Source organism: Streptomyces sp. NPDC044719, assembly GCF_056433405.1.
Genome location: NZ_JBWKHE010000006.1, coordinates 339,955 through 360,890, shown reverse-complemented (window position 1 = coordinate 360,890; position 20,936 = coordinate 339,955). Strand labels below are relative to the sequence as shown.

Sequence of the window (20,936 nt, the reverse complement as noted above, 5' to 3'; positions counted from 1 at the left end):
CAGCGTGACCGACACCGCCACCATGGCGGGCCTGGACCCGGCCACCCTCGCCGACGTGCTGAGGGTGGCCGGGTCTCCCGGCTTCGACCGCATCCAAGACCAAATCCGCCGCACCGGCGGCTGCTCCGACCCCATCCACCTGCAAGGCGCCACCGTCACCCGCGACGCTGCTACCGGGCAGGTCCTGCACTCCTACTCCACCGACACCGAGCCCGGCGGACGGCTTCGGATCGCCTGCGGCAACCGTCGTGCCTCCCGCTGCCCGGCCTGCGCCTGGACCTACGCCGGAGACACCTACCACCTCATCCGCGCTGGACTCGTCGGTGACCCCGCAAAGGGCACGCCGCACACGATCCGCGATCACCCCCGCGTCTTCGCGACCCTGACACCCCCGTCGTTCGGGCGGGTCCACAATCGTCTGGGCAACCGGCCCTGCCGTTGCGGCCTCCGCCATGGTGAGGACGCGCCTGAACTTGGCACCCCGCTCGACCCGGACACGTACGACTACGCGGGCGCGGTGCTGTGGAACAACCACGCCTCCGACCTGTGGCGCTACTTCACGATCTACCTGCGCCGCGAGATCGCCAAGCGGGCTGGCCTCACGCAGAAGGACGCCCGCGAACAGTCCCGCGTCTCCTTCGGCAAGGTTGCCGAGTACCAGAAGCGCGGGGGCGTGCACTTCCATGCCGTGATCCGATTCGACGGCCCCGACGGGCCAGACGACCCGCCGCCGTCCTGGGCGACCCTCGACCTGCTCACCGATTCGATCCACGCTGCCGCCGCTCGAGTAGCGGTCGACGTGAGTCCGGCTGGAGACCAACCGGCTCGCGTCCTGCGCTGGGGCACACAGGTCGACGTTCGCACGATCCGGGCCTTCGGCGACGACAAGGAGATCACCGAACAAGCCGTCGCCTCCTACGTCGCCAAGTACGCCACCAAGGCCGCCGAGACCACCGGCACCGTCGACCGCCGCATCGGCAACAAGGAAGCCCTGATCCTGCTCGGCGTGCCCGACCACCCCCGCCGCCTCATCGAAGCGTGCTTGGACCTGCACCCGCTCTACCCGGACCGCAAGCTCCGGGACTGGGCTCACATGCTCGGCTTCCGAGGCCACTTCTCCACCAAGTCCCGCCAGTACTCCACCACCCTCGGAACCCTCCGCCAGACCCGCGCCGACTACCGCGCAGCCCAGCAACGCGAAGCCCTCGGCCTACCCGACCCCGATGACGAGGACGCGACCACGCTCACCCTCGCCCACTGGACCTACGCCGGTCACGGCCACACCCCCGGTGAATCCTGGCTCGCCGCCAACATCCACCGCGACATCCAACAGAACCGCGAAACCGCCCGCGAAGCGCTCGCAGACCTGCGCCAGGAAGGAGAGCACGACCATGAATGAGCGGTACCTCAGCGTCGACCAGGTTGCCGAGCTGCTCGGCACGACGGTGCGATTCCCTCGACGTCTGATCGAAGAGCGGCGCATCACCTACGTGAAGGTGGGCCGACACGTCCGGATACCCGAGAGCGCGGTTCGCGAGTTCATCGACGCCAACACCGTGCAGCCGCGGCGGCGTGGAGCAGCCCTTCGGGGGGTGGCTGCCTGATGGCACAGAAGCGCCGGCACTTCGGCCGGGTCCGCAAGCTCCCGTCCGGCCGCTACCAGGCTCGCTATCTCGGCCCTGACGGTCAGCTCCGCCCCGCGCCCCACACGTTCCGCACCAAGAAGGACGCCGACGACTGGCTTGCCGACAAGCAGACCGAGCTGCGGCGCGGCGATTGGCACGACCCGGACGCCGGGAAAGTGCCGTTCGGTGAGTACGCCGCTGCCTGGATCAAGGAACGAGAGCTGACCTCCACCACCCGTCAGCTCTACGGCTCGCTCCTGCGGCACCACCTCGAACCTGCCTTCGGGGGCGTCAACGTCGCGGAGATCTCGCCCCCGCTCGTGCGACGCTGGCGCGCTGACAAGCTCGCGTCCGGCACCGGCCCCACGACCGTCGCCAAGGCCTACGCGCTACTGCGCGCGATCATGGGCACGGCTGTCGCCGACCAGATGATCAGGCGCAATCCGTGCACCATCAAGGGCGCCAGCACCGTGCACACCCCCGAACGGCCCACCGCCACCGTGCAAGAGGTCTACGACCTTGCCGACGCGATCCAGCCCCGATACCGGGCGCTCGTGCTCATGGCCGGGTTCCTCGGCCTGCGCTGGGGCGAGCTGATCGGCTTGCACCGCCGGGACATCGACCTCGACCACGGCACCGTGCGCGTCCGCCGTGCAGTCGCCGAGCTGAACAGCGGGCAGCGCGAGATCAAGGCACCCAAGAGCGCGGCGGGCAAGCGAACGGTGTCCATCCCGGCCGCGATCATCCCGGACATCCGTGACCACCTGAAGCGGTACGCCGAGCCGGGTGCCGACGGCCGGGTCTTCGTCGGTGCCAAGGGGGCGACCCCGCGCCGGAACCACTTCAACCGGCTGTGGCGCACGGCGTGCGAGGACGCCGGGATCAAGGGCCTGCACTTCCATGATCTACGGCACACAGGCAACACCCTCGCCGCTTCGACCGGGGCCAGCACGCGGGAGCTGATGTCGCGCATGGGTCACAGCACTGCCCGGGCCGCGCTGATCTATCAGCACGCGAGCGCCGACCGTGACCGGCTGATCGCCGACGCGCTGAGCGGCCTCGTCCACAAGGCCCGGAAGAAGGTCCGGAAGGCTAAGAAGAAGCAAGATCGAAAGCCGAAGGGGCACGCGGGGGACACGGGGGACTGAACACGGTCCCGGGAAACGATCAGGGCCAGGCGGAGGAATGATCCTCTGACCTGGCCCTGAGTCGTATGGAGCGGGCGACGGGAATCGAACCCGCGTAGCTAGTTTGGAAGACTAGGGCTCTACCATTGAGCTACGCCCGCACGGTGCGCGCCACAGGTCGGGTGACCTCGGCACGCAAGCATCGTAGCGGGTCGTGCGCCCTCGTCGCACACCGCATTCGGAACCGGACCTCCCCGGCGCCGACGCAGCGGAAATGCGGCGGCCGCACGGCCTTGCGCCATGTACCCTACGTGTCGCACCAGACGGGGTGTGGCGCAGCTTGGTAGCGCGTCCGCTTTGGGAGCGGAAGGCCGTGGGTTCAAATCCCGCCACCCCGACCAGCCACCCGATCATCTCGACTCACCTCGGATGATCGCCTTCCGGTCACTCATGTGATCGCCTTTTGGGCGGTGTAGTCGCTGCCGTTACTATGCAAGCTGCACGCCCGTGTGTCTCAGCGTCTGAAGTCTCCGGGCGGCGAAATCCGCCGGGCCGCTCTGGCCCCGGCAGAACCCAAGAAGTCAGCCACAAGGAGACCGAACCGTGAAGAGCGCCGTGGAGACCCTGAACCCGACTCGGGTTCGGCTCACTGTCGAGGTGCCCTTCGAGGAGCTCAAGGACAGCCTCGACGCGGCGTACAAGAAGATCAACCAGCAGGTCACGGTGAAGGGCTTCCGCAAGGGCAAGGTCCCGGCCCGGGTCATCGACCAGCGGTTCGGCCGCGGTGCGGTGCTGGAGGAGGCCGTCAACGACGCGCTGCCGAAGTTCTACACCGACGCGGTCAACGAGGCCGAGCTGAATCCGCTGGGCCAGCCCGAGGTCGACATCACGGAGCTGAAGGACGGCGAGACGCTGAACTTCACCGCCGAGGTCGACATCCGTCCCTCCATCGAGATCCCGGACTACTCCGGCATCGAGGTCGAGGTCGACGCGGTCGAGGTCACCGAGGAGGACGTCGACAAGGCGGTCGAGGAGCTGCGCGAGCGCTTCGCCTCCACCGCCCCGGTCGAGCGTGCCGCCGAGGACGGCGACGTCGTGACGATCGACCTGGAGGCCAAGGTCGAGGGCGAGGTCCTCGAGGACGGCGTCGCGGACGGCGTCTCCTACACCATCGGCTCCGGCGAGCTGCTGGACGGCATCGACGACGCCGTGAAGGGCGTGGAGGCCGGTGGCGAGGCCACCTTCACCTCCGAGCTCAAGGGCGGCTCGGCGGCCGGCAAGGAGGCCGAGGTCACCGTCAAGGTCACCCAGGTCGCCAAGCGTGAACTGCCCGAGCTGGACGACGAGTTCGCGCAGCTCGCCTCCGAGTTCGACACCATCGAGGAGCTGCGGGCCGACAGCCGCAAGCGCCTGGAGAACATGAAGCAGTACGACCAGGCCACGCAGGCCCAGGAGCGCGTCCTGGAGAAGCTGCTCGAGCTGGTCGAGGTGCCGGTCCCGGACAAGCTGCTCGAGGACGAGGTCAACACCCGCAAGCACAACCTCGAGCACCACCAGCTCGGCCAGATGGGTCTCGACCTCGAGAAGTACCTCGAGATCCAGGGCAAGACGGCCGAGGAGTTCGACGCCGAGACCAAGGAAGCCGCGGTCAAGGGCATCAAGACGCAGTTCGTGCTCGACGAGCTCGTCAAGCAGGAGAAGCTGAACGTCAGCCAGGAGGAGCTCACCGAGCACCTCATGCGGCGCGCCGCCTCCTCCGGCATGTCCCCCGACCAGTTCGCCCAGGCCGTCGTCGAGGGCGGTCAGGTTCCGCTCCTGGTCGGCGAGGTCGCCCGCGGCAAGGCCCTGGCCGTCGTGGTCGAGAAGGCCACGGTCAAGGACACCAACGGCGAGGTCGTCGACCTGGACGACGAAGAGGACGAGACCGAGGCCTCCACCGAGGAGACCCCGGCCGAGTCCGCCGAGACGGCCGAGGAGAAGACCGAGGGCTGAGCCCCCGGTACCGGGTAGGTCGTAGGAAGGCCCTGGGGTTGTGAACCCCGGGGCCTTCTTGTCACCCGTAGGGGCGGCGCCCTCAGGGGCGCGGGGAACTGCGCGACAAGCCCTCACCCGCCCGCAGCCCGGTGATTCCCGCACCACCCTCGACGAGACCGCACGGCCCTCCCGGCGGAGCCAGTCGCGCTACGCCCCCGGCGAACACTCCCATCTCCGGGATTCCCCGAAGGGACCCGCGCGTTAGGGTCCATGAATACGAGGGCAGTGGAGTCCCCGAACGGCTCCTAGCCCCTAGGGAAACGTGAGACGGCCCGGCGCCGTCGTAAGACGAGCAGGTGGATACGTGACGAATCTGATGCCCTCAGCCGCCGGCGACCCTTCAATCGGTGGTGGCCTCGGTGACCAGGTCTACAACCGGCTGCTCAACGAGCGGATCATCTTCCTCGGCCAGCCGGTCGACGACGACATCGCGAACAAGATCACCGCACAGCTGCTGCTCCTTGCCTCCGACCCGGACAAGGACATCTACCTGTACATCAACAGCCCCGGCGGTTCGATCACGGCCGGTATGGCGATCTACGACACCATGCAGTACATCAAGAACGACGTGGTGACCATCGCCATGGGCCTCGCGGCCTCGATGGGACAGTTCCTGCTCAGCGCCGGCACCCCCGGCAAGCGCTTCGCGCTGCCGAACGCCGAGATCCTGATCCACCAGCCCTCCGCCGGCCTCGCCGGCTCGGCCTCGGACATCAAGATCCACGCCGAGCGACTGCTGCACACCAAGAAGCGCATGGCCGAGCTGACCTCGCAGCACACCGGCCAGACGATCGAGCAGATCACCCGCGACTCGGACCGCGACCGCTGGTTCGACGCCTTCGAGGCCAAGGATTACGGCCTCATCGACGACGTGATGACGACGGCCGCCGGCATGCCGGGCGGCGGCGGCACCGGGGCCTGAGAGGTCCCCACGGGGCCTGTGGCGCCCCGTGAGGCCCCCGGAGCCCTCCCGGGCCCCAGCGACCCCAGACAGCCCCAGCCGACCGCCTCAGCCCTTTTCAGGAGACACCGTGAACCAGTTCCCCGGCAGCGGGATCTACGACCGTATGCACGCCGTGCAGGACATGAGCGCCTCACAGGGCCGCTACACCGGCCCGCAGGCCGAGTCCCGCTACGTCATCCCCCGCTTCGTCGAGCGCACCTCCCAGGGCATCCGCGAGTACGACCCGTACGCGAAGCTCTTCGAGGAGCGCGTGATCTTCCTCGGCGTCCAGATCGACGACGCCTCCGCCAACGACGTCATGGCGCAGCTGCTGTGCCTGGAGTCGATGGACCCCGACCGTGACATCTCGGTGTACATCAACAGCCCCGGCGGCTCCTTCACGGCGCTCACCGCGATCTACGACACGATGCAGTACGTGAAGCCGGACATCCAGACGGTCTGCATGGGCCAGGCCGCCTCCGCCGCCGCCGTCCTGCTGGCCGCCGGTACGCCGGGCAAGCGCATGGCCCTGCCGAACGCGCGCGTGCTGATCCACCAGCCGTACAGCGAGACCGGCCGCGGTCAGGTGTCCGACCTGGAGATCGCCGCGAACGAGATCCTCCGGATGCGCTCGCAGCTGGAGGAGATGCTGGCCAAGCACTCCACCACGCCGGTCGAGAAGATCCGTGACGACATCGAGCGCGACAAGATCCTCACGGCCGAGGACGCGCTGAGCTACGGACTGATCGACCAGATCATCACCACTCGGAAGATGGACAACTCGAGCCTGCGCTGAGGCGAGAGGCTGTATCGTCTGCCGCCCCTTGGCACGGTTTGGCACGGTCCACGTCAAAGTGAACCGCGCCAAGGGGGGCCCGAACGAGGGGCCCGGCAAGGTACCGTCGGACATAAGGCTGCACCAGGAGCCGCTGGACGTGGACGTCCAGTCGTCTCCCAGGCGAAGGGGAAGCACACCGTGGCACGCATCGGTGACGGCGGCGATCTGCTCAAGTGCTCGTTCTGTGGCAAGAGCCAGAAGCAGGTCAAGAAGCTCATCGCAGGGCCCGGTGTGTACATCTGCGACGAGTGCATCGACCTCTGCAACGAGATCATCGAGGAAGAGCTCGCGGAGACCAGCGAGGTGCGCTGGGAGGAACTCCCGAAGCCCCGCGAGATCTACGAGTTCCTCGAGGGGTACGTGGTCGGTCAGGAGGCCGCCAAGAAGGCCCTCTCCGTAGCGGTGTACAACCACTACAAGCGCGTCCAGGCCGGTGAGAACGGCGGGGCGAACGGCCGTGACGACGCCATCGAGTTGGCGAAGTCCAACATCCTCCTCCTCGGCCCCACGGGCTCCGGCAAGACCCTCCTCGCGCAGACCCTCGCGCGCATGCTGAACGTCCCCTTCGCGATCGCCGACGCCACGGCGCTGACGGAGGCGGGATACGTCGGCGAGGACGTCGAGAACATCCTCCTCAAGCTGATCCAGGCCGCCGACTACGACGTCAAGAAGGCCGAGACCGGGATCATCTACATCGACGAGATCGACAAGGTCGCGAGGAAGAGTGAAAACCCGTCGATCACGCGCGACGTGAGCGGCGAGGGCGTACAGCAGGCCCTGCTGAAGATCCTGGAGGGCACCACCGCCTCGGTACCGCCGCAGGGCGGCCGCAAGCACCCGCACCAGGAGTTCATCCAGATCGACACGACGAACGTGCTGTTCATCGTGGGCGGTGCCTTCGCCGGCCTCGAGAAGATCATCGAGTCCCGGGCGGGTGCCAAGGGCATCGGCTTCGGCGCGCAGATCCGCTCCAAGCGCGAGATGGAGTCCAAGGACCAGTTCCAGGAGGTCATGCCGGAGGACCTGGTCAAGTTCGGCATGATCCCCGAGTTCATCGGCCGGCTCCCGGTCATCACCTCGGTTCACAACCTCGACCGCGAGGCCCTGCTGCAGATCCTCGTCGAGCCGCGCAACGCGCTCGTCAAGCAGTACCAGCGCCTCTTCGAACTCGACGGTGTGGAGCTGGACTTCGAGCGTGAGGCCCTCGAGGCCATCGCCGACCAGGCGATCCTCCGCCAGACCGGCGCGCGCGGCCTGCGCGCCATCATGGAGGAGGTCCTCCAGGGCGTGATGTACGAGGTCCCGTCCCGCAAGGACGTCGCCCGCGTCGTCATCACGGCGGACGTCGTCCAGTCGAACGTCAACCCGACGCTGATTCCGCGGGATGCGCGGGGGCGGGGGCCGGGGGAGCAGAAGACCGCGTGACGCAGCAGACCGCGTGACGCAGCAGACGTAAGGAAGGGCCCCGGTCGGTCGACCGGGGCCCTTCCTGTTGTCCGTTGAGCGTCGTCAGGACGCGACGCGGATCTCCGGGCGGAGCTTGGTCGTGATGTCGATCGCGACGTCCTTGGAGATGCTCCCGCTGACCTCACCCGGCGACACCATGGTGACCGTGCTGTAGTCGGCCCACGCGCAGAACCAGTCGGTCTTCTCCTTCTTGGTCGCCAGGTCCTGGCCCTTGGCCGCCTGGCACTTCATGATCGCGCCGTCGAGCTCAGCCTCCTCGGGCTCGCCGAGCAGCTCGGTCTTGCTGCCGCTGCTGCCGGAGGAACCCTCCTCGGACGACTTCTTGAAGTTGGCGAAGAACAGGTCCAGCGCCGCCTCGGGGTCGGAGATCTCACCGTAGACGCCTACGAACGTGACGCCCTTGGCCGTTGCCATCTGGGCGGCGGAGGACGGGTCGTCGGGGTCGTACTTGCTCATGTCCGCCGTGGAGTAGGAGCCCACCACGGACTTGCCGTTCTTGACGCCGCTCTTCTCGAGCTCCTTGGTCGTGTCGTCGCCGACCGTCTGCCCGTCCTTCGTGATGCGCTTGTACTCGCTGAGGACCTTCGCCGGCGTCGCGATCTTGTGCGGCCCGTCGTCCTCCAGACCGCCACCACCCCCGCCGATGACGAAGTACGCGCCCACACCAATAGCGGCGACCACGGCCACCGCACCGAGGATGATGCCCGTCTTCTTCTTGCCGCCGCCCGGCGCCGGGGGCTGCGGGACGCCGTACTGGGGCTGCTGACCGTAGGGCGGCTGCTGGCCGTACGGGGGCTGTTGGCCGTAGGGGCCGCCCTGGGGCGGGACGCCCTGCGGGGGCTGCTGCGGGTAGCCGTAGCCGGGCTGGGGCGGAGGGGCCTGCTGGGGGTAGCCGTAGCCGGGCTGGGGAGCCTGCGGCGGCTGGCCGTACGGGCCCGGCTGGCCGTACGGACCGGGCTGCTGAGGCTGCTGCCCGCCGTACGGGCCCGGCTGGTTATAACTCATGTTCTGGGTTCCCCTCCAGATGCTTATGTGTTCCAGACATCCTGGCGCAGACCCGTCGTGTGCATGGCATCGGGGTCGCCACCGTTACAAAGGGAAACGCGTTTCGGGACGGGGGAGTGACACCTCTAAACTGACCCCCGTGACCGAGAACGCTCAGCAGCAGCCACCAGCGCCCAGCACCGACCTGCCGACCCAGTACGCGCCGGCCGACGTAGAGGGGCCGCTGTACGAGCGCTGGGTAGAGCGGGGTTACTTCGAGGCGGACGAGAAGAGCGACAAGCCGCCGTACACCGTCGTCATCCCGCCGCCGAACGTCACGGGCAGCCTGCACCTCGGGCACGCCTTCGAGCACACCCTCATCGACGCGCTGACGCGCCGTAAGCGCATGCAGGGGCACGAGACGCTCTGGCAGCCCGGCATGGACCACGCCGGTATCGCCACGCAGAACGTCGTCGAGCGGGAGCTCGCCAAGGAGGGCAAGTCCCGGCACGACCTGGGCCGTGAGGCCTTCGTCGAGCGGGTCTGGCAGTGGAAGGGCGAGTCCGGCGGCCAGATCAGCGGCCAGATGCGCCGCCTCGGTGACGCCGTCGCCTGGTCGCGTGAGCGCTTCACCATGGACGAGGGCCTGTCCCAGGCCGTCCAGACCATCTTCAAGCGGCTCTACGACGACGAGCTCATCTACCGTGCCGAGCGCATCATCAACTGGTGCCCGCGCTGTCTGACGGCCATCTCGGACATCGAGGTGGAGTACCAGGACGACGACGGCGAGCTCGTCTCCATGAAGTACGGCGACGGGGACGAGACGATCGTCGTCGCCACGACCCGCGCCGAGACGATGCTCGGTGACACGGCCGTCGCCGTTCACCCCGGGGACGAGCGGTACAAGCACCTGATCGGCAAGCTGGTCAAGCTGCCGCTGACCGACCGCTCCATCCCGGTCGTCGCCGACGAGCACGTCGACCCGGAGTTCGGCACCGGTGCCGTCAAGGTGACCCCGGCGCACGACCCGAACGACTTCGAGATCGGCCAGCGCCACGACCTCCCGGCGCTGACGATCATGGACGAACACGCGGTCATCACGGCACATGGCCCCTTCCAGGGCCTGGACCGGCTCGAAGCGCGGTCGGCGATCGTCGCGGCCCTGCGCGCCGAAGGGCGGATCGTCGCCGAGAAGCGGCCGTACGTCCACTCCGTCGGCCACTGCTCGCGCTGCAAGACCACCATCGAGCCGCGCCTGTCCATGCAGTGGTGGGTCAAGGTCGGCCCGCTCGCCAAGGCCGCCGGTGACGCGGTCCGCGACGGGCGCGTCAAGATCCATCCGCAGGAGATGGAGAAGCGCTACTTCGACTGGGTCGACAACCTCCACGACTGGTGCATCTCGCGGCAGTTGTGGTGGGGTCACCGGATTCCGGTCTGGTACGGGCCGAACGGCGAGGTCGTCTGTGTCGGCCCCGACGAGGAGCCGCCCGGCACCGAGGCCGAGGGCTGGCGTCAGGACACCGACGTCCTCGACACCTGGTTCTCCTCCGGCCTGTGGCCGTTCTCCACGATGGGCTGGCCCGAACAGACCGAGTCGCTCGCGAAGTTCTACCCGAACTCCGTCCTGGTCACCGGCTACGACATCCTCTTCTTCTGGGTCGCCCGGATGATGATGTTCGGCCTGTACGCGATGGACGGCACCCCGCCGTTCCACACCATCGCCCTGCACGGCATGGTCCGCGACCAGTTCGGCAAGAAGATGTCGAAGTCCTTCGGCAACGCGGTCAACCCGCTGGACTGGATGGACAAGTACGGCAGCGACGCCCTGCGCTTCACCCTGGCCCGGGGCGCCAACCCCGGCGTCGACGTCCCGATCGGCGAGGACTGGGTCCAGGGGTCCCGCAACTTCGCCAACAAGATCTGGAACGCGACGCGCTTCGCGATGATGAACGGCGCGACGGTGGACGGCCCGCTGCCGGACGCCTCGAAGATGTCGCCGACCGACCGCTGGATCCTGTCCCGGCTCAACTCGGTCGTCGCCGAAGTCGACGCGTTCTACGAGGACTACCAGTTCGCGAAGCTGTCCGACGCCCTGTTCCACTTCGCCTGGGACGAGGTCTTCGACTGGTACGTCGAGCTGTCCAAGACGACGTTCCAGGCGGGCGGTGAGGCGGCCGAGGTCAGCAAGCGCGTTCTCGGCGAGGTCCTCGACGTGACGCTGAAGCTGCTGCACCCGGTGGTTCCCTTCGTCACCGAGACCCTGTGGACCACGCTCACCGGCGGCGAGTCGGTCGTCATCGCCGAGTGGCCGAAGGACAGCGGCTTCCGGGACACGGCTGCCGAACGGGAGATCGAATCGCTCCAGTCGGTCATCACCGAGGTCCGCCGCTTCCGCGCCGACCAGGGCCTCCAGCCCGGCCAGCGGGTTCCGGCCCGGCTGACGCTGGACGGCACGCCGTTCGCGACCCACGAGGCCGCCATCCGGCAGCTGCTCCGGCTCCAGCCGGAGGGCGACGCCTTCACGGCCACGGCGACCCTCCCGGTCGCCGGTGCCGAGGTCGCCCTCGACCTCTCCGGCACGATCGACGTCGCGGCCGAGCGCAAGCGCCTGGCAAAGGACCTCGCGGCGGCGGAGAAGGAGAAGGCCCAGGCGACCGGGAAGCTCGGCAACGAGGCGTTCCTGGCAAAGGCACCCGACCACGTCGTGGACAAGATCCGCACCCGCCTCGCCAAGGCGGAGGAGGACATCGCCCGGATCCAGGCACAGCTGGATCGCTTGCCGCAGGCGTAAGGGTTCGTACGGTCGTGGAGGCCCCGGTGCTGCTCGGCGCCGGGGCCTCCACGTGGTCAGGGGCGCGGGGCTGTATCGATATGCGGCTCCGCCGCGTGGGCGCGACCAGCCCCCACGGACCCGCACCCGCCCACAGCGAACAATGTCACTGCCCCTCCGTAGACTGGGCCCCGTGAGCGAGCTCCCTCCAGACCACAACGCCGACGACCAGCCCGACCCCCTCGACAGCTTCGACGAGATCATCGCGGAGGAGACCACCCGCGACCCCGACCTCGCGGTCATCGAGGCCGGCAGCCGAACCCTCCGCACCCAGGGCGGCCCGCCCGACGCCGACATCCCCACCCGGCCCGCCGACCCCGAGGTGGACAAGGCCCTGCGCGAGGTCGAGGCGGAGCTCGCCACGCGCTGGGGCGAGACCAAGCTGGAGCCCTCCGTCAGCCGGATCGCCGCGCTGATGGACGTGCTGGGCGAGCCGCAGCGGTCGTACCCGTCGATCCACATCACGGGGACCAACGGCAAGACCTCCACCGCCCGCATGATCGAGGCCCTGCTCGGCGCCTTCGAGCTGCGCACCGGCCGCTACACCTCGCCCCACGTGCAGTCGATCACGGAGCGCATCAGCCTGGACGGCGCCCCGATCTCCGCCGAGCGGTTCATCGAGACGTACCAGGACATCAAGCCGTACATCGAGATGGTCGACGCGCAGCAGGAGTACCGGCTGTCCTTCTTCGAGGTGCTCACCGGCATGGCCTACGCGGCCTTCGCCGACGCGCCCGCGGATGTCGCGGTCGTCGAGGTCGGCATGGGCGGCTCCTGGGACGCCACGAACGTGATCGACGGTGACGTCGCGGTCGTCACGCCCATAGACCTCGACCACACCGACCGGCTCGGCTCGACGCACGCCGAGATCGCCACGGAGAAGGCCGGCATCATCAAGCAGGGTGCGACGGTCATCATGGCGCAGCAGCCGGTCGACGCGGCGCAGGTGCTGCTGAAGAAGGCCGTCGAGGTGGACGCGACCGTGGCCCGGGAGGGGCTGGAGTTCGGCGTCGTCGACCGGCAGGTGGCCGTCGGCGGGCAGCTGGTGACCCTGCGTGGCCTGGGCGGCGAGTACCCGGAGGTGTACCTGCCGCTGCACGGCGCGCACCAGGCGCACAACGCGGCCGTCGCGCTCGCCGCCGTCGAGGCGTTCTTCGGGGTCGGCGCGCAGCGGGCCGAGTCGCTGGACCTGGACGCCGTCCGCAAGGCGTTCGCGGCTGTGGCCTCGCCGGGCCGGCTCGAGGTCGTGCGGCGTTCGCCCACCGTCGTGCTCGACGCGGCCCACAACCCGGCGGGTGCCCGGGCGGCGGCCGAGGCGATCGGGGAGGCCTTCCAGTTCAGCCGTCTCATCGGCGTCGTCGGCGCGAGCGGCGAGAAGAACGTGCGCGGGCTGCTGGAGGCCTTCGAGCCGGTGTTCGCCGAGGTCGTGGTCACCCAGAACTCCAGCCACCGCGCGATGGACGCGGACGAGCTGGCCGGTATCGCCGTCGAGGTGTTCGGCGACGACCGCGTCCAGGTCGAGCCGCGGCTGCCCGACGCGCTGGAGGCCGCGATCACGCTGGCCGAGGAGGAGGGCGAGTTCGCCGGCGGCGGTGTGCTCGTCACCGGTTCCGTCATCACCGTCGGCGAGGCCCGACTGCTCCTGGGGAAGGGCTGAGACCCGTGCGTACCCTCTGTTCCTCGACCCTGATCGGCGAGTTCTTCGTCATCGGCTTCGCCGGTCTGGTCGCCATGAAGGATCCCGATCTGTCCATGGCGACGGTGTGGACGGTCAGCGGTGTCGCGATGTTCCTGTGCCTGGTGCTGTGCGGACTGTTGACGCGCCCCGGCGGGGTCGTGCTCGGCTGGGCGCTGCAGCTCGCGCTCGTCGCGTCGGGCTTCGTCGTGCCGATCATGTTCTTCCTTGGCGCGATCTTCGCGGCCCTGTGGTGGGCGTCCGTGCACTACGGGCGGAAGGTGGACGAGGCCAAGGCGAGATTCGCGGCCCAGGCGAGTTCGTCCACACCTGACGCTGCGTAACGAGCGCCCCGACACGCCGGGTAATCTCGTCTTTCCGTAAAACCTTGACGCATAAGGAGCCCGTCGTGACCCAGCGCACCCTCGTCCTGCTCAAGCCCGACGCCGTCCGGCGTGGCCTGACAGGCGAGATCATCGGCCGCATCGAGCGCAAGGCGGGCTGGCGGATCACCGCGCTGGAGCTGCGCACCCTGGACCAGGACACGCTGGAGCAGCACTACGGCGAGCACAAGGGCAAGCCCTTCTACGAGCCGCTGGTGGAGTTCATGGCCTCCGGCCCGGTCGTGGCGCTGATCGTGGAGGGTGAGCGGGTCATCGAGGGACTGCGCGCGCTCGCCGGCCCGACCGACCCGATCGCCGCCGCGCCCGGTTCCATCCGCGGTGACTACGGCGTCATCGTCCGCGAGAACCTGATCCACGCCTCGGACTCGGAGGAGTCCGCCGAGCGTGAAGTGAAGATCTTCTTCCCGGGTCGCGCCTAAAGCGCGAAGGGCGAGCAAAGTCCGGGAGCGCCGCTCCCGGACTTTCCTGGCATATACGTGCCGATCGAGGGAACGATCGCCCCCGAACGCCCGTCTCCACAAGCGAACCCGCACAGCATCTGCTGACATTGGCGGAGACCCTCCCGCAGTGTTCGCGAAGGCGCGTCTACGATGGAAGCCTTCACGTCACAGCACCCACCTTTGCCTACCTGATAAGCCCTCAAAAGCTAGTGGGAAGGCCAGACGAATCCTGATGGGGAACTCAATGTCGTTCATCGGCCGTGACATGGCTGTCGACCTCGGGACCGCCAACACGCTGGTGTACGTCAGGGGTCGCGGGATCGTACTCAACGAACCGTCCGTCGTCGCGATCAACACCAACACCGGTGGCATCCTCGCGGTCGGGGCCGAAGCGAAGAAGATGATCGGGCGCACGCCCGGCAACATCGTTGCCGTACGTCCTCTGAAGGACGGCGTGATCGCCGACTTCGAGATCACCGAGCGGATGCTCCGCTACTTCATTCTGAAGATCCACAAGCGGCGGTATCTGGCTCGTCCGCGGGTCGTCGTCTGTGTGCCCTCGGGCATCACCGGCGTCGAGCGCCGCGCCGTCATCGAGGCGTCGTCCCAGGCCGGCGCCCGCCAGGTGCACATCATCGAGGAGCCCATGGCCGCGGCCATCGGCTCCGGCCTGCCGGTCCACGAGGCCACGGGCAACATGGTGGTCGACATCGGCGGCGGCACCACGGAGGTCGCGGTCATCTCCCTCGGCGGCATCGTCACCGCCCAGTCCATCCGGGTGGCGGGCGACGAACTGGACAACGCGATCATCCAGCACATCAAGAAGGAGTACTCCCTCCTGCTGGGTGAGCGCACGGCCGAGCAGATCAAGATCACGATCGGTTCGGCGTACGACCTCGACTCCGACGAGCACACCGAAATCCGCGGCCGGGACCTGGTGTCCGGGCTGCCGAAGACCGTGGTCATCTCCGCCGGTGAAGTCCGCAAGGCGATCGAGGAACCGGTCAACGCGATCGTCGACGCAGTCAAGACGACCCTCGACAAGTGCCCGCCGGAGCTGTCCGGCGACATCATGGACCGAGGAATCGTTCTGACCGGCGGCGGGGCGTTGCTGCGGGGCCTGGATGAGCGGCTGCGCCGGGAGACCGGCATGCCGATCCATATCGCCGAGGATCCGCTGGACAGCGTGGCGCTCGGTTCCGGTAAGTGCGTCGAGGAGTTCGAGGCACTCCAGCAGGTGCTGGACGCCCAGCCGCGCAGATGACATAACTCTTCGATTCCGCCGTACGGGACGATCTCCTCTCGTGCGGCGGATCGTTGATATAGAGGCATAAGCTCCCACAAAGCAGCCCCTCGGGTTTCCCTGGGGCTCCCCGAATTCCTATGAGGAAGGGCACGGCCGCCGCACGTGAGGGACACACGAGAGAGCCGGCTGCTCCTGGTGCTGCTGATCGCCATCGCGTTCGCTTTGATCACGGTGGACATCCGCGGTGGAGAGGACTCGCCCGTCGACGGTGCCCGGCAGGGCGCGGCTACGGTCTTCGGCCCGATCGAGAGCGGTGTCTCGGCCGCGGTCGACCCGGTCGGCAACGCGGTCTCCGCCATCCGCGACTCCGGCGAACGGCACGACCGGCTCGCCGTGCTGGAAGAGGAGAACGCGGCCCTGAAGGCGCGGCTCGGCAGCGACGACCGCAGCCGCAGCCGCCTCAAGCAGCTCGACAAGATGCTGAAGGTCGCGGGCACCGGCCAGTACGGCATCAAGGGCGCCCAGGTCATCGCCATAGGGGCCGCGCAGGGCTTCTCCTGGACCATCACCATCGACGCCGGCGCCAACGACGGCATCAAGCGCGACATGACCGTCCTGAACGGGGACGGGCTCGTCGGCCGGGTCACCACCGTCGGGCCCAACACCGCCACGGTCCTGCTGGCCAGCGACCCCGACTTCACGGTCGGCACCCGGATGGAGTCCGGCGACGAGCTCGGCTTCGCCTCCGGGCAGGGCGACCGCCCGCTGCGCGTGGAACTCCTCAACGGCAAGGCGGAGGTGAAGAAGGGCGACCGTCTGGTCACCTTCGGCTCGCAGGCCGACCGGCCGTTCGTGCCCGGCGTGCCCGTCGGCGTGGTCTCGCGTGTCGACCCGTCCGGCGGCGGACTGACCCGCACGCTCTATGTCACGCCGTACGCGAGCTTCACCAAGCTCGACATCGTCGGTGTCGTCGTCGAGGTCCCGAAGAAGGACCCGCGCGACACGGTGCTCCCGCCCAAACCCAAGCCCACCCCCAGGCCGACGGTGACGGTGACCGTGACGCCGTCCGCCGAGGCACCCGCAGACGGCCAGAACCAGCAAGAGCAGTAGGAGCTGTCACCTCATGCGCGTCAACCGGATCCTGCTCTCCTCCGCCCTGGTCGTCGTCGCCCTGGTGATCCAGGTGAGCGTCCTCGCCCGTCTGCACCTGCCGGGCGCCGTGCCCGACCTGATGCTCCTCACCGTCCTCGGCCTCGCCCTGGTGTACGGCCATGTGGGTGGCGCCCTCGTCGGCTTCGGCGCGGGCCTGCTGGCCGACCTCGCCCCGCCCGCCGACCACGCCGCCGGGCGGTACGCCCTCGTGCTGTGCGTCATCGGCTATCTCGCCGGCCTGGCGAAGCCGGAGACGGGCCGGCTGAAGTCCGCCACCGGCCCCATGATCGTGGTGGTCGCCGCGGCCGTCGGCGCGACCCTGCTGTACGCCGGGGTCGGTGCCCTCGTCGGGGACACCGCCGCCCGCCATGTGGGCCTGGGCAGCCTGCTGTTCACCGCCGCCCTGTACGACCTGCTGCTCGCCCCGTTCGTCGTGCCGGGGATCATGGCCCTGGCCCGGCGCGCCGAGAACGATCCGCTCGCCGACACCGGCTCGTCCTCCAAGGCCACCGACATCTCCTCCGGCTGGCTCTCCGGTGGTACGGGCCTGAAGATCGGCAGCCAGCGGAACGGGTTGCGGGTGAAGGCGGCCCGGGCCCGGATGGCGCGGGCCGGACGCATCAAGGGGGTCAAGCGGCTGTGAACGCAGGGGACTTCATCCCGTCATCACAGACGTCATCACGGACTCGTACGCGTAGGGAGAGGGGGAGGCAGCACCCGTGACCAACATTCCCGAGACCGGTCGGAACACACGGGTCCAGATCCGGCTCGTCGTCATCCAGGTTCTCGTCCTCTCCCTCCTGCTCACGCTCGGCGGACGCCTGTGGTACCTCCAGATCCGTGAGGGCGCGGCATACGCCAAGGAGGCGTCCGGGAACCACGTCCAGCAGGTCGTCCAGCCCGCCGTCCGGGGTTCGATCCTGGACGCGCGCGGTGTGGCCCTCGCCGACAACGAGACCCGGCTGGTCGTCTCCGCCTCCCGCACCGACCTGCTGAAGATGCCGGACGACGGCAAGGACGTCCTCGCCAAGCTCGCCAAGGTCCTGGGCATGAAGCCCAAGGAGGTCATGGCCAAGGTCCGGCTGTGCGACTCCGAGACGCCCCAGCCCTGCTGGAACGGCTCGCCGTACCAGCCGATCCCCATCACCGACGAGGCCACGCCCAAGCAGGCCCTGCAGATCCGCGAACGCGCCGAGGACTTCCCCGGCATCACCGCCGAGCCGCAGGCCATGCGCCGCTACCCGAGCCCAGGCAAGGCCAACACCGCCCAGGTCCTCGGCTACCTCTCGCCCGTCACCGACGAGGAGATCAAGCAGGCGCAGAACACCAACTCGCCGTATCTGCGCTCCGACCAGGTCGGCCGCTCCGGTCTCGAACGCCAGTACGACAAGGCGCTGCGCGGCAAGGCCGGCGTCACCCGCTACGAGGTCGACAACCTCGGCCGCGTCATCGGCCAGGCCGAGGCCGACCCCACCCACCCGGGCGACAACCTCGTCACCAGCATCGACTCGCGCGTCCAGCGGATCGCCGAGTACCAGCTGAACGAGGCCATGAAGGAAGCCCGCAAGCAGCACGACCGGAACACCGGCACCAACTACAAGGCCGACTCCGGTGCCGTCGTGGTGATGGAGGCCAAGACCGGCCGCGTCGTCGCCATGGCGTCCAACCCGAACTACGACCCGAACGCCTGGGTCGGCGGCATCTCCGCCAAGGACTACGCGCGGCTCACCGGCAAGAGCTCCAACTACCCGCTGCTCAACCGCGCGATCCAGGGCCAGTCGGCGCCCGGCTCGATCTTCAAGGTCGTCCCGACGGCCGCCGCGATCAACGCCGGCTACTCCTTCGACGGCCCCTACCAGTGCTCCAGCTCGTTCAACCTCGGCGGCCAGGTCTTCAAGAACTTCGAGTCCAAGGGATACGGCCCGATCAGCCTCGGCCGCGCCCTGGAGGTCTCCTGCGACACCGTCTTCTACCGGCTCTCCCACGAGGAGTGGAAGAAGGACGGCGGCGCCAAGCCCAAGAAGAAGGCCAACGACTGGTTCTACAAGACCGCCCACCAGTTCGGCCTCGGCAAGGAGACCGGCATCGACCTGCCCAACGAGGTCACCGGCCGCATCCCCGACCGCCAGTGGAAGCTGGACTACTGGAAGGCCAACAAGGACGTCTGGTGCCGCACCGGCAAGCGCAACGGCAGCTACGCCGAGAAGATCGCCTACGAGAACTGCCTCGAAGGCAACCGTCTGCGCGCCGGTGACTCCGTCAACTACTCCATCGGACAGGGCGACACCCTCGTCACCCCGATCCAGATGGCCACCATCTACGGGGCCATCTCCAACGGCGGCACCCTCTACGACCCCTCCGTCGGCAAGGCCGTCATCAGCGCCGACGGCAAGACCGTCACGCCGATCAAGCCCAAGTCGCACGGCAAGCTGCCGATGTCGAAGACGACACGCGACCGGATAGACGATGCCCTCGCGGGAGTCGCCACCCGCGGTACGGCCGCCTGGAGGTTCGGCGGCTGGCCGCAGGACAAGATCCCGATGCACGCCAAGACGGGTACGGCCGAGGTCTACGGCAAGCAGACGACCTCGTGGTTCGCCACCTACACCAAGGACTACACGATCGTCATGACGATCGCGCAGGGTGGTACGGGCTCCGGCGCCTCGGGCCCCGCCGTCCGCAACATCTACAACGCGCTGTACGGCGTCTCCGAGGACGGCAAGATCGACAAGAAGAAGGCCCTGCTGCCCACCCCGCAGGAGGCCCTGCCGAAGGTCAGGACCGACGGCACCATCTCCTCCCCGAAGGTCTCCAAGGACCCGGCGAAGGACCAGCAGGCCGGCAAGAAGGACCCGAAGGCCCCGGCCGACCCGCTCCAGCCGGCGACGGCGGCCCCGCCGACGCCCGAGAACCGTGACACCCGAAGGCGGCGGCGCCGCAGGGGAAGCCGGAGGCCGACGACATGACCGGCGGTGTGAACAGCTTCCAGGTCTCCGGCTACGGGCCCGAGCGCTCCGGCTGGACCCGGCTCCTCGCCCGTGACTCCGTGGTGCGGCGGCTCGACTGGCCGATCCTGCTGTCGGCGCTGGTCCTGTCGCTGCTCGGCACGCTCCTCGTCTACTCGGCGACCCGCAACCGCACGGAACTCAACCAGGACGACCCGTACTACTTCCTCATCCGGCACCTGCTGAACACCGGCATCGGCCTGGCCTTGATGGCCGGCACGATCTGGCTCGGCCACCGCGCCCTGCGCACGGCCGTGCCGATCCTGTACGGCGTCTCGGTCCTGCTGATCCTGCTGGTGCTCACCCCGCTCGGCTCCACGATCAACGGCGCCCACTCGTGGATCAAGCTCCCCGGCGGCTTCTCCCTGCAGCCCTCGGAGTTCGTGAAGGTCACGATCATCCTGGGCATGGCCATGCTGCTGGCGGCCCGGGTCGACGCGGGCGACAAGCAGTACCCCGACCACCGCACGGTCGTGCAGGCCCTGGGCCTGGCCGCCGTGCCCATGCTGATCGTGATGCTCATGCCCGACCTCGGGTCGGTCATGGTCATGGTCATCATCGTGCTCGGCGTGCTGCTCGCCTCCGGGTCGTCCAACCGGTGGGTGTTCGGCCTGCTCGGCGCGGGCACCCTCGGGGCGGTCACCGTATGGCAGCTCGGGGTGCTCGACGACTACCAGATCGCCCGCTTCGCCGCCTTCGCCAACCCCGAGCTCGACCCGGCGGGCGTCGGCTACAACACCAACCAGGCCCGGATCGCCATCGGCTCCGGCGGACTGACCGGCTCCGGCCTCTTCCACGGCTCGCAGACCACCGGCCAGTTCGTCCCCGAGCAGCAGACGGACTTCGTCTTCACCGTGGCGGGCGAGGAGCTGGGCTTCCTCGGCGGCGGCCTGATCATCCTGCTGCTCGGCATCGTCCTGTGGCGGGCCTGCACCATCGCCCGTGACACCAGCGACCTGTACGGCACGATCGTGGCCGCGGGCATCGTCGCCTGGTTCGGCTTCCAGACGTTCGAGAACATCGGCATGACGCTCGGCATCATGCCGGTCACCGGCCTGCCGCTGCCCTTCGTGTCGTACGGCGGTTCGTCGATGTTCGCCGTGTGGATAGCGGTCGGGTTGTTGCAGTCGATCCGCGTGCAGCGGCCGATGTCGGCGTGACACGGG

17 protein-coding genes and 2 tRNA genes are annotated in these 20,936 nt (G+C 68.6%); 17 read left to right on the top strand and 2 right to left on the bottom strand.

Annotated elements, in window-relative coordinates; genetic code table 11:
* Positions 1-4 precede the first annotated feature (4 nt).
* Genes repSA through AC07DF_RS25180 form a run of 3 tightly spaced genes read left to right on the top strand, consistent with a single transcriptional unit; the run spans position 5 to position 2,773 of the window.
* On the top strand, positions 5-1,399 hold the full coding sequence (repSA, locus tag AC07DF_RS25190) for a replication initiator protein RepSA (RefSeq protein WP_478975495.1): 1,395 nt from the start codon (positions 5-7) through the stop codon (positions 1,397-1,399).
* Positions 1,392-1,604 carry an excisionase family DNA-binding protein gene (locus tag AC07DF_RS25185; protein ID WP_390981202.1) on the top strand — a complete coding sequence of 71 codons (213 nt, stop codon included), beginning with the start codon at positions 1,392-1,394 and terminating at the stop codon, positions 1,602-1,604. The genes repSA and AC07DF_RS25185 overlap by 8 nt, the downstream gene beginning before the upstream one ends.
* Entirely contained in the window at positions 1,604-2,773 is a 1,170-nt protein-coding gene (locus AC07DF_RS25180) for a tyrosine-type recombinase/integrase (protein WP_478975490.1), read from the top strand. Before AC07DF_RS25185 ends, AC07DF_RS25180 begins: the two co-directional genes overlap by 1 nt.
* 66 nt (positions 2,774-2,839) lie before the next feature.
* On the opposite strand, the gene AC07DF_RS25175 is transcribed toward AC07DF_RS25180, so the two are convergent.
* Positions 2,840-2,913, bottom strand: a tRNA-Gly gene (locus AC07DF_RS25175).
* Positions 2,914-3,076: 163 nt separating this feature from the next.
* Between AC07DF_RS25175 and AC07DF_RS25170 the strand changes: the two genes are divergently transcribed.
* The 5 genes from AC07DF_RS25170 (at position 3,077) to clpX (ending at position 7,992) form a co-directional block, all read left to right on the top strand.
* Positions 3,077-3,153, top strand: a tRNA-Pro gene (locus tag AC07DF_RS25170).
* A gap of 202 nt (positions 3,154-3,355) precedes the next feature.
* Positions 3,356-4,744 carry a trigger factor gene (tig, locus tag AC07DF_RS25165; protein ID WP_478975487.1) on the top strand — a complete coding sequence of 463 codons (1,389 nt, stop codon included), beginning with the start codon at positions 3,356-3,358 and terminating at the stop codon, positions 4,742-4,744.
* A 358-nt stretch (positions 4,745-5,102) separates the two neighbouring features.
* Positions 5,103-5,708 carry an ATP-dependent Clp protease proteolytic subunit gene (locus AC07DF_RS25160; RefSeq protein WP_248501432.1) on the top strand — a complete coding sequence of 202 codons (606 nt, stop codon included), beginning with the start codon at positions 5,103-5,105 and terminating at the stop codon, positions 5,706-5,708.
* Between the two features lie 109 nt (positions 5,709-5,817).
* Entirely contained in the window at positions 5,818-6,525 is a 708-nt protein-coding gene (locus tag AC07DF_RS25155) for an ATP-dependent Clp protease proteolytic subunit (protein ID WP_478975484.1), read from the top strand.
* Between the two features lie 180 nt (positions 6,526-6,705).
* Entirely contained in the window at positions 6,706-7,992 is a 1,287-nt protein-coding gene (gene clpX, locus AC07DF_RS25150) for an ATP-dependent Clp protease ATP-binding subunit ClpX (RefSeq protein ID WP_010041898.1), read from the top strand.
* Between the two features lie 84 nt (positions 7,993-8,076).
* On the opposite strand, the gene AC07DF_RS25145 is transcribed toward clpX, so the two are convergent.
* On the bottom strand, positions 8,077-9,039 hold the full coding sequence (locus AC07DF_RS25145; RefSeq protein WP_478975480.1) for a hypothetical protein: 963 nt from the start codon (positions 9,037-9,039) through the stop codon (positions 8,077-8,079).
* A gap of 139 nt (positions 9,040-9,178) precedes the next feature.
* Between AC07DF_RS25145 and AC07DF_RS25140 the strand changes: the two genes are divergently transcribed.
* The 9 genes from AC07DF_RS25140 (at position 9,179) to rodA (ending at position 20,930) form a co-directional block, all read left to right on the top strand.
* Complete coding sequence (locus AC07DF_RS25140; protein WP_478975477.1) at positions 9,179-11,809, top strand: valine--tRNA ligase; 2,631 nt, start codon at positions 9,179-9,181, stop codon at positions 11,807-11,809.
* A gap of 172 nt (positions 11,810-11,981) precedes the next feature.
* Positions 11,982-13,505: a bifunctional tetrahydrofolate synthase/dihydrofolate synthase gene (folC, locus tag AC07DF_RS25135; RefSeq protein ID WP_478975474.1), complete on the top strand. Its 1,524-nt coding sequence runs from the start codon at positions 11,982-11,984 to the stop codon at positions 13,503-13,505.
* 5 nt (positions 13,506-13,510) lie between these two features.
* The gene (locus tag AC07DF_RS25130; RefSeq protein WP_478975471.1) at positions 13,511-13,867 is read left to right on the top strand and encodes a DUF4233 domain-containing protein; all 357 of its coding nucleotides are present in this window, start codon (positions 13,511-13,513) and stop codon (positions 13,865-13,867) included.
* Positions 13,868-13,932: 65 nt separating this feature from the next.
* Complete coding sequence (gene ndk, locus AC07DF_RS25125) at positions 13,933-14,346, top strand: nucleoside-diphosphate kinase (protein ID WP_184592637.1); 414 nt, start codon at positions 13,933-13,935, stop codon at positions 14,344-14,346.
* 265 nt (positions 14,347-14,611) lie between these two features.
* On the top strand, positions 14,612-15,631 hold the full coding sequence (locus AC07DF_RS25120) for a rod shape-determining protein (protein ID WP_121888712.1): 1,020 nt from the start codon (positions 14,612-14,614) through the stop codon (positions 15,629-15,631).
* Positions 15,632-15,775: 144 nt separating this feature from the next.
* Complete coding sequence (gene mreC / locus AC07DF_RS25115; RefSeq protein WP_478975466.1) at positions 15,776-16,723, top strand: rod shape-determining protein MreC; 948 nt, start codon at positions 15,776-15,778, stop codon at positions 16,721-16,723.
* Between the two features lie 13 nt (positions 16,724-16,736).
* Positions 16,737-17,408 carry a rod shape-determining protein MreD gene (mreD, locus tag AC07DF_RS25110; protein WP_478975463.1) on the top strand — a complete coding sequence of 224 codons (672 nt, stop codon included), beginning with the start codon at positions 16,737-16,739 and terminating at the stop codon, positions 17,406-17,408.
* A gap of 76 nt (positions 17,409-17,484) precedes the next feature.
* On the top strand, positions 17,485-19,731 hold the full coding sequence (gene mrdA, locus AC07DF_RS25105) for a penicillin-binding protein 2 (RefSeq protein ID WP_478975460.1): 2,247 nt from the start codon (positions 17,485-17,487) through the stop codon (positions 19,729-19,731).
* The gene (rodA, locus tag AC07DF_RS25100) at positions 19,728-20,930 is read left to right on the top strand and encodes a rod shape-determining protein RodA (RefSeq protein ID WP_478975457.1); all 1,203 of its coding nucleotides are present in this window, start codon (positions 19,728-19,730) and stop codon (positions 20,928-20,930) included. Before mrdA ends, rodA begins: the two co-directional genes overlap by 4 nt.
* Positions 20,931-20,936: the final 6 nt, after the last annotated feature.

Coding starts and splice junctions, on each gene's coding strand:
- rodA (WP_478975457.1), top strand. CDS start 19,728: ATGACCGGCGGTGTGAACAGCTTCCAGGTCTCCGGCTACGGGCCCGAG.
- AC07DF_RS25120 (WP_121888712.1), top strand. CDS start 14,612: ATGTCGTTCATCGGCCGTGACATGGCTGTCGACCTCGGGACCGCCAAC.
- mreD (WP_478975463.1), top strand. CDS start 16,737: ATGCGCGTCAACCGGATCCTGCTCTCCTCCGCCCTGGTCGTCGTCGCC.
- AC07DF_RS25145 (WP_478975480.1), bottom strand. CDS start 9,039: ATGAGTTATAACCAGCCGGGCCCGTACGGCGGGCAGCAGCCTCAGCAG.
- AC07DF_RS25185 (WP_390981202.1), top strand. CDS start 1,392: ATGAATGAGCGGTACCTCAGCGTCGACCAGGTTGCCGAGCTGCTCGGC.
- AC07DF_RS25160 (WP_248501432.1), top strand. CDS start 5,103: ATGCCCTCAGCCGCCGGCGACCCTTCAATCGGTGGTGGCCTCGGTGAC.
- AC07DF_RS25180 (WP_478975490.1), top strand. CDS start 1,604: ATGGCACAGAAGCGCCGGCACTTCGGCCGGGTCCGCAAGCTCCCGTCC.